Annotated in this window: 19 protein-coding genes; 4 read left to right on the forward strand and 15 right to left on the reverse strand. The window is 60.6% G+C overall.

Annotated features, from left to right (window positions below):
• Positions 1 to 35 precede the first annotated feature (35 nt).
• Both lptM and lysA read left to right on the forward strand, forming a co-directional pair.
• Positions 36 to 374, forward strand: a complete 339-nt coding sequence (gene lptM, locus BPHYT_RS37340) for an LPS translocon maturation chaperone LptM (RefSeq protein WP_012434553.1) — start codon at positions 36 to 38, stop codon at positions 372 to 374.
• Between the two features lie 9 nt (positions 375 to 383).
• Positions 384 to 1,646: a diaminopimelate decarboxylase gene (gene lysA / locus BPHYT_RS17930; protein WP_012434554.1), complete on the forward strand. Its 1,263-nt coding sequence runs from the start codon at positions 384 to 386 to the stop codon at positions 1,644 to 1,646.
• Positions 1,647 to 1,733: 87 nt separating this feature from the next.
• Here lysA and msrQ read toward each other — a convergent pair whose 3' ends face one another.
• The 5 genes from msrQ to BPHYT_RS17955 all read right to left on the reverse strand — a co-directional run bounded on the left by msrQ (position 1,734) and on the right by BPHYT_RS17955 (position 7,907).
• Complete coding sequence (gene msrQ / locus BPHYT_RS17935; protein ID WP_012434555.1) at positions 1,734 to 2,432, reverse strand: protein-methionine-sulfoxide reductase heme-binding subunit MsrQ; 699 nt, start codon at positions 2,430 to 2,432, stop codon at positions 1,734 to 1,736.
• A gap of 11 nt (positions 2,433 to 2,443) precedes the next feature.
• Positions 2,444 to 3,439 carry a protein-methionine-sulfoxide reductase catalytic subunit MsrP gene (gene msrP / locus BPHYT_RS17940; RefSeq protein WP_012434556.1) on the reverse strand — a complete coding sequence of 332 codons (996 nt, stop codon included), beginning with the start codon at positions 3,437 to 3,439 and terminating at the stop codon, positions 2,444 to 2,446.
• A 189-nt stretch (positions 3,440 to 3,628) separates the two neighbouring features.
• Positions 3,629 to 4,834, reverse strand: coding sequence for a c-type cytochrome biogenesis protein CcsB (ccsB, locus tag BPHYT_RS17945; protein WP_012434557.1), 1,206 nt, complete (start codon positions 4,832 to 4,834; stop codon positions 3,629 to 3,631).
• Positions 4,835 to 4,838: 4 nt separating this feature from the next.
• On the reverse strand, positions 4,839 to 7,052 hold the full coding sequence (locus BPHYT_RS17950) for a cytochrome c biogenesis protein ResB (RefSeq protein ID WP_012434558.1): 2,214 nt from the start codon (positions 7,050 to 7,052) through the stop codon (positions 4,839 to 4,841).
• Positions 7,053 to 7,253: 201 nt separating this feature from the next.
• Positions 7,254 to 7,907, reverse strand: a complete 654-nt coding sequence (locus BPHYT_RS17955) for a c-type cytochrome (protein WP_012434559.1) — start codon at positions 7,905 to 7,907, stop codon at positions 7,254 to 7,256.
• Positions 7,908 to 8,171: 264 nt separating this feature from the next.
• Between BPHYT_RS17955 and yihA the strand changes: the two genes are divergently transcribed.
• Positions 8,172 to 8,825, forward strand: coding sequence for a ribosome biogenesis GTP-binding protein YihA/YsxC (yihA, locus tag BPHYT_RS17960; protein WP_012434560.1), 654 nt, complete (start codon positions 8,172 to 8,174; stop codon positions 8,823 to 8,825).
• Between the two features lie 252 nt (positions 8,826 to 9,077).
• Positions 9,078 to 10,076 (forward strand): porphobilinogen synthase, encoded by a 999-nt coding sequence (gene hemB, locus BPHYT_RS17965; RefSeq protein ID WP_012434561.1) that lies wholly within the window; start codon positions 9,078 to 9,080, stop codon positions 10,074 to 10,076.
• Positions 10,077 to 10,370: 294 nt separating this feature from the next.
• Here the strand turns inward: hemB and dsbD are convergent, their stop codons facing one another.
• The 10 genes from dsbD to secY all read right to left on the reverse strand — a co-directional run bounded on the left by dsbD (position 10,371) and on the right by secY (position 17,742).
• On the reverse strand, positions 10,371 to 12,251 hold the full coding sequence (gene dsbD / locus BPHYT_RS17970) for a protein-disulfide reductase DsbD (protein WP_012434563.1): 1,881 nt from the start codon (positions 12,249 to 12,251) through the stop codon (positions 10,371 to 10,373).
• Positions 12,244 to 12,576, reverse strand: coding sequence for a divalent-cation tolerance protein CutA (cutA, locus tag BPHYT_RS17975; protein ID WP_012434564.1), 333 nt, complete (start codon positions 12,574 to 12,576; stop codon positions 12,244 to 12,246). Before cutA ends, dsbD begins: the two co-directional genes overlap by 8 nt.
• 167 nt (positions 12,577 to 12,743) lie before the next feature.
• Entirely contained in the window at positions 12,744 to 13,136 is a 393-nt protein-coding gene (gene rplQ / locus BPHYT_RS17980) for a 50S ribosomal protein L17 (RefSeq protein WP_006052227.1), read from the reverse strand.
• A gap of 182 nt (positions 13,137 to 13,318) precedes the next feature.
• Positions 13,319 to 14,296 carry a DNA-directed RNA polymerase subunit alpha gene (locus BPHYT_RS17985; protein WP_006052226.1) on the reverse strand — a complete coding sequence of 326 codons (978 nt, stop codon included), beginning with the start codon at positions 14,294 to 14,296 and terminating at the stop codon, positions 13,319 to 13,321.
• A 124-nt stretch (positions 14,297 to 14,420) separates the two neighbouring features.
• Complete coding sequence (gene rpsD / locus BPHYT_RS17990) at positions 14,421 to 15,044, reverse strand: 30S ribosomal protein S4 (protein ID WP_012434565.1); 624 nt, start codon at positions 15,042 to 15,044, stop codon at positions 14,421 to 14,423.
• 147 nt (positions 15,045 to 15,191) lie between these two features.
• Positions 15,192 to 15,596, reverse strand: a complete 405-nt coding sequence (rpsK, locus tag BPHYT_RS17995; RefSeq protein ID WP_006052224.1) for a 30S ribosomal protein S11 — start codon at positions 15,594 to 15,596, stop codon at positions 15,192 to 15,194.
• Positions 15,597 to 15,624: 28 nt separating this feature from the next.
• Positions 15,625 to 15,990, reverse strand: a complete 366-nt coding sequence (gene rpsM / locus BPHYT_RS18000) for a 30S ribosomal protein S13 (protein WP_012434566.1) — start codon at positions 15,988 to 15,990, stop codon at positions 15,625 to 15,627.
• A gap of 41 nt (positions 15,991 to 16,031) precedes the next feature.
• Complete coding sequence (gene rpmJ, locus BPHYT_RS18005) at positions 16,032 to 16,148, reverse strand: 50S ribosomal protein L36 (protein WP_004199844.1); 117 nt, start codon at positions 16,146 to 16,148, stop codon at positions 16,032 to 16,034.
• 20 nt (positions 16,149 to 16,168) lie between these two features.
• Positions 16,169 to 16,387: a translation initiation factor IF-1 gene (infA, locus tag BPHYT_RS18010; RefSeq protein WP_004521905.1), complete on the reverse strand. Its 219-nt coding sequence runs from the start codon at positions 16,385 to 16,387 to the stop codon at positions 16,169 to 16,171.
• Between the two features lie 8 nt (positions 16,388 to 16,395).
• Positions 16,396 to 17,742, reverse strand: coding sequence for a preprotein translocase subunit SecY (gene secY, locus BPHYT_RS18015; RefSeq protein ID WP_011490049.1), 1,347 nt, complete (start codon positions 17,740 to 17,742; stop codon positions 16,396 to 16,398).
• Positions 17,743 to 17,785 lie beyond the last annotated feature (43 nt).

Here is a 17,785-nt window from a genome sequence, read left to right on the forward strand (position 1 = left end):
GCTAAACTCCATCGATTATTTATTCAGGGACAGTCATGCGAGTCGTATCTCGGATGCGCGCGGCGGCGCCCGGCCGCGCGATTGTAGCGGTTTTAGCCATTCTCGCAGGTTGTGCACTTGCCGGCTGCGGACAACGCGGTTCGCTCTATTTGCCCACCGTGCCGCCGCTACCGGCCAAGCCGACCGATCGCACGCAAACGCCTGGCGTCGCACAACCCGCGTCGACTACATCCACCGACATGAGCACCGTCCCGGATACCTCCGGCACGCCGCTTTCGTTGGCGCCGGAAAACGAACTCGCCGCGCCGCCCGCCTCCGCTGCATCCGCCACGGCGGCTCCGCTGCCTGCTTCTGCCGCCACACCTGTTCAATAAGACTTTCGCATGATTCGATCCGCATTTGACTACGTCGATGGCGTGCTGCACGCCGAAGGCGTGTCCGCCGTCTCCCTCGCCGAGCAGTTCGGCACGCCGCTGTACGTGTACTCGCGCGCCGCGCTGACCGAGGCGTGGAACGCTTACGCAGGCGCTTGCGCCGGCCGTCGCGCGAGCGTTCATGTGGCCGTGAAGGCCAATAGCAATCTCGCGGTGTTGAACGTGTTCGCGCGCCTCGGCGCCGGCTTCGACATCGTGTCGGGCGGTGAACTGGCGCGCGTGCTGGCCGCTGGCGGCAGAGCGGAAAACACCGTGTTTTCCGGCGTCGGCAAGCACGCGGACGAAATGCGCGACGCACTCGCGGCCGGCGTGAAATGCTTCAACGTCGAATCGATTCCCGAGCTGGACCGCCTGAATGCGGTTGCCGCGGCAATGGGCAAGAAGGCGCCCGTCTCGCTGCGCGTGAATCCGGACGTTGACGCGAAGACGCATCCGTATATTTCCACGGGCTTGAAGTCGAACAAGTTCGGCGTCGCGTTCGAAGACGCGCGCGCCACGTATCAGGCGGCCGCGGCTATGGCGAATCTCGAGGTGGTCGGCATCGACTGCCATATCGGCTCGCAGATCACAGAAGTCGCGCCGTATCTCGACGCCGTCGACAAGGTTCTGGAACTGGTCGAGCAGATCGAGCAGGACGGCGTGAAGATTCGTCACATCGACGTGGGCGGCGGTCTCGGCATCACGTACGACGATGAAACGCCGCCGGAAATCGGCGAGTTCGTGCGCACCGTGCTCGATCGCATCGAAGCGCGCGGTCACGGCCACCGTGAAGTGTATTTCGAGCCGGGCCGTTCGCTGGTCGGCAACGCCGGCATGCTGCTCACACGCGTCGAGTTTCTCAAGCCGGGCGCGGAAAAGAATTTTGCTATCGTCGACGCAGCCATGACCGATCTCGCCCGCCCGGCCATGTACGAGGCGTATCACGCGATCGATCCGGTCGTGAAGCGCGACGTACCGGCTCACGTGTACGACGTGGTCGGTCCGGTTTGCGAAAGTGGCGACTGGCTTGGACGTGAGCGTCTGCTGTCTGTTGAACCGGGCGATCTGCTCGCGATTCGTTCGGCCGGCGCGTATGGCTTCGTGATGAGCTCGAACTACAACACACGTCCGCGCGCGGCTGAGGTGATGGTGGATGGTACACAGGTGCACGTGGTGCGCGCACGCGAAGAGGTGAAGCAGCTGTTTGCGGGCGAAACCATTCTGCCGGCATAACCTTCAGTAGTTGAGCCAACAGCAAAAAGGCGATGCCGCTGTGGCATCGCCTTTTTCTGTTTACGACGCGAGGCGGACCGAGGTCCGTCAGCGCATCTTCCTGTCACGCAGCCACACGATCAACCGCCAACCAAGCAACGCCACCATGATCGCGCCGTAAATCTTCGGCAGGATCAGATCGTGTTTGCCGGCCTTCATCCACCAGAAGTGCAGGATCGCGAGCGCGCCGATCGCATAAATGGACCGATGCAGCATCTGCCAGCGGCGCCCCAGTTTGCGCACCATCGCGCGCGGCGACGTTACGGCCAATGCGATCAGCAACACGAACGCCGCGAAGCCCACCGTGATGAACGGCCGCTTGCCGATGTCCTTGATGATCGCGGCGACATCGAACCACTTGTCGAACCAGAGATAAGTGGTGAAATGCAGCGTCGCGTAGAAGAACGCATAGAGCCCGAGCATGCGGCGAAAACGCACGAGCGCGGCAACGCCGGTGAGTCTGCGCAATGGCGTCACAGCAAGCGTGATGCAGAGGAAGACGAGCGTCCAGAGACCGGTCGAGCGCGTGATGAACTCGATCGGATTTGCGCCCAGCCGGTCAGTCACGCCGAAAAGCACGATACGCGCGAGCGGATACCACGCGGCGATGAATACCGCGATCTTGGCCGGCACGATCCAGCGCGCGCCGGATGCGGGCCGCCTTGCCGTCGTCGTTGTCGCGGACGACTGCGCGCGCTGCGCTTTGCGCTCGGTCTGCGTAGCGGATTGCGTCTCAGAGGAAGCCATGTTCACGCCGCTCAGAAATTCTTCTTCAGGTCCATGCCCTGATAGAGCGATGCGACCTGTTCGCCGTAGCCGTTGAACATCAACGTCTTGCGCTTGGGCGTGAAGAAACCATCTTCGCCGATGCGACGCTCCGTCGCCTGACTCCAGCGCGGATGATCGACGTTCGGATTCACGTTCGAGTAAAACCCGTATTCGTTCGATGCATACGTATTCCAACTGGTCGGCGGCTGCTTGTCGAGGAAGCGGATCTTCACCAGCGACTTCGCGCTCTTGAAGCCGTATTTCCACGGCACCACGACGCGCACCGGCGCGCCGTTCTGATTAGGCAACACCTGGCCGTAGAGGCCCATCGTCAGCAACGTCAGCGGATTCATCGCTTCGTCCATGCGCAGCCCTTCGGAGTATGGCCAATCGAGTACGGGCGTCGACAGTCCGGGCATTTGCGACGGATCGGCCAGCGTGATGAACTGTACGTACTTTGCGTTGCCCGTCGGTTGCACGCGCTTGATCAATTCCGCGAGCGGCACGCCGATCCACGGAATCACCATCGACCAGCCTTCGACGCAGCGCATTCTGTACACGCGCTCTTCGAGCGGCGCGAGCTTGAGCAATTCGTCGATATCGTAGACCTTGGGATTCTTGATCTCACCCTCGACGCTCACCTTCCACGGATGCGGCCGCAGCGTCCCGGCGTTATGCGCGGGATCGGCTTTGTCGGTGCCGAACTCGTAGAAGTTGTTGTACGTGGTGATGTCCTTGTAAGGCGTGATTTTGTCGAGCGCGACGAACTTGGCGTTGGTCTTCGCCGCCAGCTTCTGCGCCTTCGGATCCGGCGACGTGTAAGCCGCCAGCGCCTCGCCATTCACCCCGATCAGACTGCCGAGCGCCGCCGCGCCGGCCGCCTGCAACACGCGCCGCCGGTTCTGAAAAACATGTTGCGGCGTGATTTCGCTGCGCGCAATGTCGTCGCCGCTGAGTAGAATTCTGTCGCTACGTTTGATCCACATCGTGCTGCTCCTTGCCGGCCCATCGGTCAATGCATCTCAAGGGGCCATGTTGATGATCGCTCGTCCGTCCAGCCGTCTAAAGGTACTGTGAGGGCGAACACTTTGGATGCAGTGGATATTCCATCGGCCATAAAAAAGCCGCCGGTGCGAAGCACACGGCGGCTTTAAGTCGGTTCAGCGCGGCAGATATTACAGCTTGCCGTAGCTATGCAGGCCCGACAGGAACATGTTGACGCCGAGGAAGGCGAAAGTCGTCACCAGCAGGCCGGTCAGCGCCCACCATGCCGCGACCGCGCCGCGCAGGCCCTTCATCAGACGCATGTGCAGCCAGGCGGCATAGTTCAGCCAGACGATCAGCGCCCACGTTTCCTTCGGGTCCCAACTCCAGTAGCCGCCCCACGCTTCAGCGGCCCACAGCGCGCCGAGAATCGTGGCGATCGTGAAAAACGCGAAACCGACGGCGATCGACTTGTACATCACGTCGTCGAGCACTTCGAGCGCCGGCAGGCGATCGGCCAGTACGCCGCGCTCTTTCGCCAGATACGCGACACCCACCATGGCCGACAGCGCGAAGCTGCCGTACCCGATGAAGTTCGCCGGCACGTGAATCTTCATCCACCAGCTTTGCAGCGCGGGAACCAGCGGCTGGATCTGCTGCGCGTCGCGCGCCACCGAATACCACATCAGGAAGCCGACTGCGGCGCTGATCACCAGCAGCACGAACGCGCCGAGCGCGCGGGTGTTGTAGTGCTGCTCGTAGTACAGATAGAACAGCGCGGTGATCAGGCTGAACAGCACGAACACTTCGTACAGGTTCGAAATAGGAATATGGCCGACATCCGCGCCGATCAGGTACGACTCGTACCAGCGCACCATCAGGCCGACAAAGCCCATCACCACGGCCGCCCACGTCATTTTCGAGCCGATCGCGGCGCCGGTCGGCGAGCGCGACAGCAGGCCGATCCAGTAGAACACCGTGGCGAACACGAAGAGCGCGCTCATCCACAGAATCGCGGACTGGCTCGACAGGAAATATTTGAGGAAGAAAGCGTTATCCGCGCGGCTGAGGTCGCCGTGATAAATCTGAATGGCCAGCAGCGACAGCGCCGCGATGCCCACCATCAGCGGACGCACCGGTTTCCAGCGCCAGCCGAGCACCACGAAAACCGGCACGGCGCAGCAGAGCACCAGCTTGTCGTAGTAATTCATGAACGGGTGATAGCGCGACAGCGCGAAACCCGCGCCCGCGACCATCGCGAGTGCAAACAGCCAGTCGACGATGCCGAGCCGTTTCAGGAACGGCCGTTCGTCGTACTCGCCGATGTTGAGCGACTCGCCTGCCAGCGCCTTTTGGGGCCGCGAAGAGGGAGATTGGGAAACCTGAGTCAAGTCCATGATCTTACCGGGTCGAATCTTGTGAGCTTGCGGACGGCGCGCTGGCGTTGCCGGATTGAGCGGAGGCGTCGGGTGCGTCAACGAGTTTGGCGCCCAGTGCGGCGCCTACCGCGTCGCGCGTCTGAACGAACTCTTTCTCGAAGTCGAGCGTCTTGCGCGCGCTCGACATTGCCATCACGACATTCGTGCCGTGCTCGGTGTCTTTGAGCCAGAACCAGAGGCGCCGTTCGCGGACGTAGAACATCGAAAAGATGCCCAACACGAGGAGCAGGCTGCCAAGATACACGACTTTTTTGCCCGGCGCGCGCGTCAACTGAAATACCGAAGCTTGCACCTGCTTGAATGAGTCGAGTTGCAAGTAGACCGGCGATCCATACAAAAAGCTGTCGGATATCGCGTTGATCGAGCTTTGGATGAAACGGCTGGCGTCCGCATTGGCCGTCGCCTGGGGCTCGCCGAGCTGCTGGCGGGACAGTTGATACAGGTCCCATGTCGAGCCTTCCAGCATGCGCAGCAGCAGACCGGCGGCCTTTTCCTGCTCGCCCTTCGGCACCGAATGGTCGATAAAACCGGCGATCGCCTGGAAGCCGCCGACCGTCTGGCCGTTCGGCATCTTGATGCTGTTGTCCGCGCCTGCAAAAAGGGTCAGCACGCGCAGCGCGCTTTCTTCCAGATGCTGTTGCAGTTCGGCATTCGAGCCAGGCACCGAGCGCAGCGCGAAACTGTGCGCCGCCGAAGCGCGCATGGCCGGATCTTCCAGCGCGGCGCGCAGGTTCATCCATTCCTTGACGGTGCCGCCAGTGTCGGCGGGAATGCGCAGGTAGCGAAACGGATCGTCCGGGTTCACGCGCATGCCGGCGAGGAACATCTTTTCGCCCGACACGTCGACCGGCAGCATGTAGTTGTTGTACTCGCGCGCCTGGCCGTCTTTGTCGCGCACCTTGTATTGCACCGACGGGCCGACGTTGTGCAGATCGAGCGGCTTCGAGGTCTTCGCGCCGGAGCCGAGGCGCTCGTCGAACGCTTCTTTGAGCGTACGGTGCGCCGCGACGCCGCGGGCATCGGTCTGGCCGCTGCCGTTCTGGATGTTTTCGACGTTGATCGCGCGGAAATCCGTGAATTCGACCGTCTGGCCGTCGGCGAGCGGCGTGGCCGTGCTCAACGGCGCGTTGCCGCCGATCGTCCCGCCGAACGGCGCGGTTTTCGCGCTTGCGCCGCTCATCGGGTAGGCGGTCATCTGCATCTGCGAGCCGCCGTCCTGGAAGCTCGACTGATAGATCGACACGCCGTCGTATGTGAACGGCTTGTTCACTTCGACGCGTGCGGGCACGCGCGCGCCCGTCTTGTGGTCGACCACGACGATATCGCTCGCAAACAGCTTCGGCATGCCCGTCGAGTAGTAATCGACGATGAACTTGTTCAGTTCGATCGAAAACGGCAGATCCTGGATCAGCGAGCCGTCGGGCTGGTTGAGAATCGCCGTGGACACGTGCTGACCTTCCGGCACCCATGCATAGCCGCGGAACGTCGGGTTCGTCTGCGACAGGCGATGATCCGGCGTGATGTCGTTGATCACCGTGTTGGCGCGGATCGGCGACTTGTCGAACAGCCACATTTGCAGCTTGATCGGCAGATTGCTGTCGAGCAGACCGCCGAGGCAGATCACCACGATCGCGAGGTGAGCAGAGATGTAGCCGAACTTGGTCAACGCGCCGCGCTTGGCGGCGATCAAGGTCGCGCCGTCGGACTCACGGGTGACGAACTTGTAGCCGAGCTTCGCGGAGAGCCTCGCGAGCAACGCCGCGGTCTGCGCGCGGGAGCCGTGCACCGCGAATTCGCCCTTGTGATGGAACGCGCGCAGGCTCCCTTCGCGAACCTTGTCCTTCCAGCTCTTTACGTCGGCGATCATTTTGGGCGCATTGCGTATCACGCACAGCGACACCGACACCATCAGGAAGCCGAGAATCAGCATGAACCACCACGAGCTGTACACGGTGTACAGGCTCAGCGAGCGGAAGATGTCCGCCCAGAACGGGCCGAACTGATTGACGTAATTGGGATACGGATCGTCCTGCGTGAGGACGGTACCGATGATGCTGGCGATCGACAGAATCACGAGCAACGAAATGGCAAACCGCATCGAACTCAAGACTTCGAGGACGCTGCGCATGACCCGATTGCTCGACTTCGACTGCAAACCCGACGTGGTGACGCTCATTCATACTCCGACTGAACAGCAAAAAAGGGTGAAGGGCTGTCGTAGGCACGACACCCTCACCCTTTTCTTGTTTTGTACCGACCTCGCCGGGCCGGTTGCACTTGCGTGCCGACTTGTGAGAAAACGCCGGGCCGCCCCAGATTTTCTCACGCCCCCGCGGGAAGACTTGGCGCAAAGCGCCAAGTTTGGAGGCACTCGATCCTAGTGCAAGCCCGCGATGTAATCGGCTACTGCCTTGATCTCACTATCCGACAGACGCGTTGCGATCGCATGCATCGGCTCGTTGTTGTTACGCGCGCCCGGACCTTGCGTGAACGCCAGCAACTGCGCCACCGTGTATTCCGACCACTGCCCCGAGAGCCGCGGATACTGCGACGGAATCCCTTGACCGGTCGGCCCGTGACAGCTCGCGCACGCCGGCACGCCCTTGTCGGCGATCCCGCCGCGATAAATCTTCTGGCCGAGCGGAACGGTGTCTTTGTTGTGCGCGTAGCCTGGCTTCGGGGTCTGCGCCGCAAAATACGCCGCAACGTTGACCATGTCCTGATCAGACAACGCTGCCGCCATGCCCGCCATGATCGCATTGTTGCGCGCTGGCTGCTTGGCGCCCGGCTGGGTCTTGAAGTCCTTGAGCTGCTTGACGAGATACTCAGGGTGCTGGCCCGCCAGCTTCGGGTATGCGCCGCCAGCGCTATTGCCGTCTGCCCCGTGACATGACGCGCATACCTGCACCGCGATTGCCTGCCCCCGATTGACGTCCGGCTTTGCCGGTTCTGCTGCTCGTGCCTGAATTGCCAAACCTGAAAGACCTGCCGCTACATGAAGCACCATCAGAGTCTTGCTCAGTCGATTCATTCGCACACCCTGTCTCGTCTTGTGGGATTTTTAGAGAGCTCCTGGACCTGCCGCTGCGCGCCAGGTCCGGCGTTTTCTTGAAGGTTTTGCAAAACACGACGGCGACCGAGTGACCGCCAGGAGCCGCCAAGGCACGTGGGCTGGCCCCCTCAGGTTTTCAGTAAACCATCGTATTGTACAATAACTCGCTAATCGCTAAGACGCCAGTCGGGCTTGACCCGTCCCCACTCCGGGTTCCCCGGCGTCTCGAATCTCGGCCTGATCATGTCCTTCCTGCTCCACCAATCCCGCTTTTTCACGACGGTCAATCACTTGCGTGATCTGCCGGCGACTTCGCAACCCGAGATCTGCTTTGCGGGGCGCTCGAACGCGGGCAAGTCGACGGCCATCAATATTCTGTGCAATCAGAAGCGCTTGGCCTTCGCCAGCAAGACGCCGGGACGCACGCAGCATATCAATTACTTTTCGGTGGGTAAGGCGGATGAGCCGACCGCGCATCTGGTCGATCTGCCCGGTTACGGCTACGCGGAAGTGCCGGGCGCCGCCAAGGCGCACTGGGAAGCGCTGCTGTCCACCTATCTGCAAACGCGCTCGCAGCTGCGCGGCATGATCCTGATGATGGACTCGCGCCGCCCGTTGACGGATCTGGATCGCCGCATGATCGAGTGGTTCGCGCCGACCGGCAAGCCGATCCACACGCTGCTGACCAAGTGCGACAAATTGACCCGCCAGGAAAGCGTCAACGCATTGCGTGCGACGCAGAAAGGTCTGGCTGAGTACCGCACCGCCGGCTATCAGGGCGAACTGACCGCCCAGCTGTTCTCCGCGCTCAAACGCGTCGGCATCGACGAAGCACACGAGCTGATTGAAAGCTGGCTGATCCCCAGTGACAAAGGCGAAACGGACGCCGCTCAGTAAGCGAGGCGAGCGTCGCCGGCGAGGGCAAAAAACGCTATTCCGGCCGCCCATAAAAAAACCCGCCGCTTTAACGGCGGGTCAAACAGCCTAATCGAAAAAAACGACAGGCACCCGCTCAGGGAGGAGAAGCGGGGAGGTCAGCGCAAGGCGCCTTGCTCGATCGGTATGATATACCATTGTCTCGAAAAGTTTCCGGGAGCGCAGGCAGGCGTTATTTGTCCCCTCCACACATCCACGTTTCCTCGATCCGTTATGAGCTTCTATCCGCACCACCGTCCGCGCCGCATGCGCCGCGACGACTTCTCGCGCCGTCTGATGCGGGAAAACATCCTCACCACCAACGATCTGATTTATCCGGTCTTTATCGTCGAAGGCAGCAACGTGCGGCAAGCCGTTCCGTCCATGCCGGGCGTCGAACGCGTGTCGGTCGATCTGCTGATGGGCGTGGCTGAACAGTGTGTCGAACTGGGCGTGCCCGTGCTGTCGCTGTTTCCGGCGATCGAACCATCGCTGAAAACTCCCGATGGTCGCGAAGCGACCAACCCCGCCGGTTTGATTCCGCGCGCGGTTCGCGAACTGAAGAAGAATTTCCCCGAGCTGGGCGTGCTCACCGATGTGGCGCTCGACCCGTACACGAGCCACGGCCAGGACGGCGTGCTCGACGAAGCCGGCTACGTGATCAACGACGAGACCGTCGAGATTCTGGTCGAACAGGCGCGTGCGCAGGCTGAAGCGGGCGTCGATATCGTCGCGCCTTCGGACATGATGGACGGCCGCATCGGCGCGATCCGCGAAATGTTCGAGAGTGAAGGCCATGTCCACACACGGATCATGGCTTATGCGGCCAAGTTCGCGTCGGCCTTCTACGGCCCGTTCCGCGACGCCGTCGGCTCCGCGACGAACCTCGGCAAAAGCAACAAGATGACCTATCAGATGGATCCGGCCAATTCGAATGAGGCGCTGCGCGAAGTGCAAGCGGACATCAACGAAGGCGCGGACATGGTGATGGTCAAGCCGGGCATGCCGTATCTGGACATCGTGCGTCGCGTGAAGGACGAGTTCCAGTTTCCGACGTATGTGTATCAGGTGAGCGGCGAGTACGCGATGCTGAAAGCGGCCGCGCAGAACGGCTGGCTCGATCACGACAAGGCGATGATGGAATCGCTGCTGGCGTTCAAGCGGGCGGGTGCCGACGGGGTGCTGACCTATTTCGCATTGGATGCCGCGCGGATCTTGCGTTCGCAGAAGTGACTCGACGAGCCGCCTTGCGGGGCAACTCGGGTGTTGTAATGAACGGAGGACGACTTGTGTGTCGTGCCTCCGTTTTTTTGTTCAAGCGTTCGCGGTTGGTCTGTTTCGGTCATGATCGGCTTGCGCTCGACATTCAGCTGCGGGCGCTGCGCTTCGCGCGCGACTCCCAGTTGCATGGAAGTGCCGCCTGACCATGCATCGGTTCCCTGAGGTTACTGATCGACATCGCGATGGTTGATTGGCCGTCGATCGTCGCGGGCGCCACCGACGCCGCGATAGACCGACTGCTACCCGTTACGCGCCGGGCGCACTCGCCCGATCCAGACTGCGCAAGAATTTATCCGCCGACTCATATCCCACGACGCGCAGCACTTCCTTGCCACGCTGATCGAAAAAGATAATCCCGGGCGGCCCGAACAGGCTGAAGCGCTTGAGCAGCGCTTGATCGGCGGTGTTGTTCGCGGTCACATCGGCGCGCAACAGGTTCATCTGCGTCAATTTCGCCTGAACACGCGGGTCACTGAAGGTGAATTTCTCCATTTCCTTGCAGCTCACGCACCAGTCCGCGTAAAAATCGAGCATGGCGGGCTGTGCAGCCGATTTGACGGCCTGGTCGAGTTCATTCGATGAGCGAACTGGAGCGAACGTCAGATCGCCCTGCGGCGCGCTGTCCGGCTTATTCGACGCGCTCGCGACACCCGCTTCCCCGCCACGCGCCGCCAGCACGGCAAGCGGACGCAGCGGATCGGAGGAGCCTGCCGCCAACCCGACCAGCAGCACTGCAGCCCAGATAGCGAAGGCAGCGCCAATGCCTCGGCCAAGCCTGCGCCACACGGAAGCCTCCGCGGTCGGTGCCGAAAATAAGCCGAGAGAGGCCGAGGCGACCAGCAACCAGAGCGCGCTCAAAAGCATCGTCGCCGTCGCGCCAAGCACCGGCCAAACGATCCATAACGCGGCCGCAAGCAGCACGACGCCGAAGAACACCTTGACGCCGTCCATCCATGCGCCAGCGCGCGGCAACAGCGTGCCCGCACCAAAGCCGAGGATCAGCAGCGGCACGCCCAGACCCAGCCCCATCGAGAACAGCGCCGCACCGCCTAGCACGGCGTCGCCCGTATGCGCGATGAACGCCAGCACCGCAAAGAGCGGCGCGGTCATGCATGCACCGACCACCAGCGCGGACAGCGCGCCCATGACGGCAACCGCCGCAAACTTTCCACCCGAGCGCCCAGAGGACGCGCGCGAAACGCCGTCCTGCCAACGTTGCGGCAGCGCGATATCGAAGCCCGCAATCAGGGTCAGCGCGAAAATGGTCAAAAGTACGCCGAATGCGCCGAGCACCCACGGATTCTGTAGCCACGCGCCGAGACTCTGCCCGACCAACGCAGCGGCGATACCGAGCGCCGTGTATACGAGCGCCATGCCGACAACATAGGCCAGCGACAGCGCAAATCCGCGGGCACGCGTCACGCGCGCACCTTCTCCGATGATGATCGCCGAGAGAATCGGAATCATCGGATACGAACAGGGGAGCAGACTGAGCACGGCGCCGGCGACAAAAAAGAGCCCAACGATCGCGAAGAAACCACCGCCTTGCAGCAGCGACTGCGCGTAGTCGGCGCTGGTGGCGCGGTCGTACCACGAGGTGCCCGCCGCGGCGGCGGAAGGCTGTGCGACGTCGGCTACCGGAGTTGCCACGCTGCCGGCCGCCTGAAGTGCTGCGCCGCTCACGTGATACACGCGCTCCATCGGCGGATAGCAGATGCCCGCATCGGCACAGCCTTGCGACGTCACCGCCAGATCGAACGGCCCGGCTGCCTGTTTAACGGGAATCCGGATCGTCAGTTCATTGCGATAAGTCTCGACGTTCTTGTTAAAAGTCTGATCGAACTTGATGTGGCCAGCCGGCAATTGCGGCTCGCCGATCGTGGTCGTGCCGTTGCGCGTCGCGAACGCAAAGCGCTCGCGGTACATGTAGTAACCGTCCGCGATCTTGTAGGTCACGTCGACTTCGCCGGGCTTCTCCGACGCGCTGAATTTGAACGCGACCGCGGGATCCAGAAAATCGTCCGCCGCGCGGGCGAGCGTGCCGAACTGCGCGAAGATCAGGCAACCGAACAGGAAGAATACGGTGCGCAGCGCATTGCGCGCGCGCCGGTCGAGGCCTTTAAACATGGAGAGGACGTCGAGTTTCAGCAGTGATCCACTGGCCGTACGCGGCGGACGCCGTCGCTTGCCATGAGAGAATTTCCGGCGTGTCGTAGGGATGATGAGCCTGAATGTACTGCTCGAGTTCGAGCGCGCGTGCCGCGCTGGTCTTGAACAGCAACTGGATTTCCTGCGCGGTTTCAACCGCTCCCTGCCAGTGATAGCTGGACTGCACGGAGCCCAATTGCGTGACACAGGCGCATAGCCGCACGGCCAGAGCATCCGCCGCAAGCTTCTGAGCCACGGCCGCATCCGGCACCGTCGTCAGAATCAAGGTCACATTCACGCTCACAGATGGCTCCGGCACGGCACGATTCAGGTGCCGATATCGTATCACCTAGCCTTGTCTGCTCGCTGACCGCTCCGCGGCAACCATGCGGCGGATGGCCGCGGCCAACGCCCGACGCTACAAACAAAAAAGCCAGGCTTGGCGCCTGGCTTTTTCAGATGCTCGGAAGCTTACTCAGCTTCTTGCACTTCGACTTCTTCAACTTCCGGACGGTCGAGCAATTCGACCAGTGCCATCGGCGCGTTGTCGCCAACGCGGAAGCCGAACTTCAGGACGCGCAGGTAGCCGCCCGGACGGGTAGCGTAACGCGGGCCCAGCACTTCGAACAGCTTCGTGACCGAGTCACGATCGCGCAGGCGATTGAACGCCAGACGACGATTTGCCAGCGAAGGCTTCTTGCCGAGCGTGATCAGCGGCTCGACAACTTTACGGAGTTCTTTTGCTTTCGGCAGCGTGGTCTTGATGACTTCGTGCTCGATCAGCGAGTTGGACATATTACGGAGCATTGCCAGACGGTGGCTGCTCGTGCGGTTCAGTTTCCGCAAACCATGACGGTGACGCATGTTAATTCCTTCGATTTAAAGTTTTGGTCCAGCTCTTCTATCGCATTCAATTCACCCGAAGGTGTGAGTGCACGGGCCGGTAGTGAAAAAAGACAAGACGCGGATTTTAAAGGAAAATCCGCGTCTTTGCCAGTGCAGCGGCGGGTTGTGTCCCGAGATTACTTGTCGACTTACTTGTCGACTTACTTGTCCAACCCTGCCGGCGGCCAGTTTTCGAGTTTCATGCCGAGCGTCAAACCACGCGACGCCAGTACTTCCTTGATTTCGTTCAGCGACTTGCGGCCCAGATTCGGCGTCTTCAGCAACTCGTTTTCCGTGCGCTGGATCAGGTCGCCGATGTAGTAGATGTTCTCGGCCTTCAGGCAGTTCGCGGAACGAACCGTCAGTTCGAGATCATCGACCGGACGCAGCAGGATCGGATCGATCTGCGGCGCACGCGACGGCGCTTCAGCCGTTGCTTCGGTGCCTTCCAGTGCAGCGAAGACCGACAGTTGATCGACCAGAATGCGCGCCGACTGGCGGATCGCTTCTTCCGGCGAAATCACACCGTTGGTTTCGATGTTCATCACGAGCTTGTCGAGGTCGGTACGCTGTTCGACGCGAGCGCTTTCAACGGCGTAGCTCACGCGGCGAACCGGCGAGAACGACGCGTCCAGCACGATACGGCCGATGATCTTGGCCGACTCTTCGCCATAACGACGCACATTGCCCGGCACGTAGCCGCGGCCCTTTTCGACCTTGATCTGCACGTCGAGCTTGCCGCCCTTCGACAGATGCGCAATCACGTGATCCGGGTTGATCACTTCACAATCATGCGCGAGTTCAATGTCGCCAGCGGTGACAACGCCTTCGCCTTCCTTGCGCAGCGTAACCGTCACTTCGTCACGGTTGTGCAGCTTGAACACCACGCCCTTCAGGTTCAACAACAGGTTGACCACATCCTCTTGCACACCGTCGAGCGTCGAATACTCATGCACGACGCCTGCGATCGTCACCTCGGTCGGCGCATAGCCGATCATCGACGACAGCAGCACGCGCCGGAGCGCGTTACCCAAGGTGTGGCCGTAACCGCGTTCAAACGGTTCCATGACCACTTTCGCATGGCTCTCACCAAGCGATTCAACAGCGATGATCTTGGGCTTCAACAAACTGGTTTGCATAGGTTTTCCTTTTCAATACCCTCGGCTCGTTACACCGATAAGGCTGACCGGTAACAACCTGAAAATAAACAGCCGAGACGCCTCCTTGCATAGCGCAATCGAGGTGCCCCGGCCGTTAATCCGATTACCGCGAATACAATTCGACGATCAGGCTTTCGTTGATATCGCCAGCGATGTCGCTGCGTTCCGGCTTCTGCTTGAACGTACCTTCGAACTTCTTCGAATCGACAGCGACCCAGCTCGGCATACCACCTTGCTCAGCCAGCGACAGCGCTTCGAGAATACGCGCCTGCTTCTTCTTCGTTTCGCGCACCGCGACGACGTCGCCAGCCTTCACTTGCATCGACGGGATGTTCGACACGACGCCGTTCACGACGATCGCCTTGTGGCTCACGAGCTGACGTGCTTCAGCGCGCGTGGAGCCGAAGCCCATGCGGTACACGACGTTGTCCAGACGCGATTCGAGCAATTGCAGCAGGTTTTCACCCGTGTTGCCCTTCAGGCGGTCGGCTTCAGCGAAGTAACGACGGAATTGACGCTCGAGGACACCGTAGATGCGCTTCACTTTTTGCTTTTCGCGCAGCTGCGTGCCGTAGTCGGACGTACGAGCGCCCGAGGTGCGGCCGTGTTGGCCGGGCTTGCTGTCAAGCTTGCACTTGTCAGCGAGCGAACGACGGGCGCTCTTCAGGAAGAGGTCAGTGCCTTCACGGCGGGACAGCTTGGCCTTAGGGCCGATATAACGTGCCACGTTGATTCCTTTGTTGATTGATCACGCGGATGCATGCACCCGCGCTAGTCCGAACCCTTTGGGCCGAACGGTGGGCTTAGTCAATTCAATAACGCAAGCAGCCTGCCGCCGCCCAAGGCGGCAACAGGCGCTAGCAAAATCGGCGTCTTAGATACGACGACGCTTCGGCGGACGGCAGCCGTTGTGCGGGACCGGCGTCACGTCGGAGATCGCGGTGATCTTGATGCCAAGACCATGCAACGCGCGCACCGCCGACTCACGGCCAGGACCAGGGCCCTTGATCCGCACTTCGAGGTTCTTCACGCCGTATTCCATCGCCACGCGGCCAGCCGATTCGGCTGCCACCTGGGCTGCAAACGGGGTCGATTTACGCGAACCCTTGAAGCCCTGACCACCCGACGTTGCCCAGGCAAGCGCATTGCCTTGACGATCGGTGATCGTGATGATGGTGTTGTTGAACGACGCGTGAACGTGAACCACGCCCTCGGCGACGTTCTTCTTGACCTTCTTGCGAACGCGTTGCGCCGCGGAGTTGTTCGAAGCCTTAGCCATTACGTTTTCCTGTAACTGTCAGTTCCGCTTACTTCTTCAGCGATTGCGCTGCACGACGCGGACCCTTGCGCGTACGGGCATTCGTACGCGTACGTTGGCCGCGCAGGGGCAAGCCCTTACGATGCCGAACGCCACGGTAGCAGCCGAGATCCATCAGGCGCTTGATGTTCATCGTCGTTTCACGGCGCAGATCGCCTTCAACGATGAACTTGCCGACTTCTTCACGCAGCTTTTCGAGGTCTGCGTCGTTCAGGTCTTTGACCTTCTTCGAAAATGCCACACCAGCAGCGACGCAGATGTCGCGCGAGCGCGTGCGGCCGACACCGTAAATAGCCGTCAGGCCGATTTCGGTATGCTGGTGATTCGGGATGTTAACCCCTGCGATACGAGCCATTGTTTTTCCTCAAACAAAAAGCGCAGCAAAAAGCGCGGCGTTCAGCCTTGACGCTGTTTGTGGCGCGGATCAGAGCTGCAAATCACGCGCACAACGCCTTTGCGCTTGATGATCTTGCAATTGCGGCAAATGCGCTTAACCGATGCCATCACTTTCATGATATTACCCTTTTTTCAAATCACTTCGCCCGGAACACGATCCGCGCACGCGACAGATCGTAAGGCGTCAATTCAACCGTCACCTTGTCGCCCGGCAAGATTCGGATGTAGTGCATCCGCATCTTGCCGGATATGTGTCCCAATACGACATGGCCGTTTTCCAGCTTCACCCTGAAGGTAGCGTTAGGCAGGTTTTCGATGACTTCACCCTGCATCTGGATAACATCGTCTTTGGCCATAAGTCCTTTCAACGCATCGGGACGCCGCCGCCTTTGAAATTAGCTTTCTTCAGCAGCGATTCATACTGTTGCGACATAACGTACGACTGCACCTGCGCCATGAAATCCATTGTGACGACGACAATGATCAGCAGCGACGTTCCACCAAAATAAAACGGCACGTTCCAGCGCAGCACCAGAAACTCGGGCAGCAGACAAACAAACACGATGTAGATCGCACCGGCCAGCGTCAGACGCGTCAAGATGCGGTCAATGTATCGCGCCGTTTGATCGCCCGGGCGGATGCCTGGGACGAAAGCGCCACTCTTTTTCAGGTTGTCGGCCGTCTCTCTGCTGTTAAACACCAGTGCGGTGTAGAAGAAACAGAAGAAGACGATCGCCAACGCGTACAGCAACACGTACACGGGTTGACCGGGCTTGAGGGCCTCGGCCACGTTGTGCAACGTGTCTGCGAACCAACCGGTACGCGACCCCGAACTAAACCAGTTCAGAATGGTTGCCGGGAAGAGAATGATCGACGATGCAAAGATCGGCGGAATCACGCCCGACATGTTCAACTTCAGCGGCAGATGCGAAGACTGACCGCCGTAAATCTTGTTACCGACTTGCCGCTTCGCGTAGTTCACAAGAATCTTGCGCTGGCCGCGTTCAATGAACACCACCAGATACGTAACAGCAGCAATCAGCGCGACGACGATAATCGCGGATATCGGACTCATCGAACCAGTTTGCACCAGCGAAACAAGACCGCCGATCGCATTCGGGAAACCCGCTGCAATCCCACCGAAAATAATGATCGAGATACCGTTGCCGAGCCCACGCTCCGTGATCTGCTCACCCAGCCACATCAGGAACATCGTGCCGGTCACCAGCGTCACGACCGTCGTCAACCGAAAAACCATCCCCGGATCGATCACCAGGCCCGGCTGATTTTCCAACGCGACGGCAATGCCGAACGCCTGGAACGTCGCCAACAGGACCGTAAAGATACGCGTGTACTGCGTAATCTTCCGCTGACCCGCCTGCCCTTCTTTTTTCAGCGCTTCGAGTTGCGGCGAGACAATTGCCAGCAACTGCATGATGATCGACGCCGAAATGTACGGCATGATCCCCAGCGCAAAAATCGTGAACCGCGATAGCGCGCCACCCGAGAACATGTTGAACATGCCAAGGATGCCGCCCGACTGACTTTGGAACAACTTCGCCAGTTGGTCCGGGTCAATACCCGGCACCGGAATATGCGCGCCGATTCGGTAGACGATCAGCGCCAGCAGCAGGAACACTGCCCGCCGACGCAGATCGCCGAACTTCGCCGCGCTGCGACCGGGTTTTGCGAGACTCGGGCTGTTAGCCAAGTACCTTCTCCGATGCAAATGCTAGTGACGGCAATTAACTTGC

The sequence above is a fragment of the Paraburkholderia phytofirmans PsJN genome, assembly GCF_000020125.1.
GTDB classification, from domain to species: Bacteria; Pseudomonadota; Gammaproteobacteria; order Burkholderiales; family Burkholderiaceae; genus Paraburkholderia; species Paraburkholderia phytofirmans.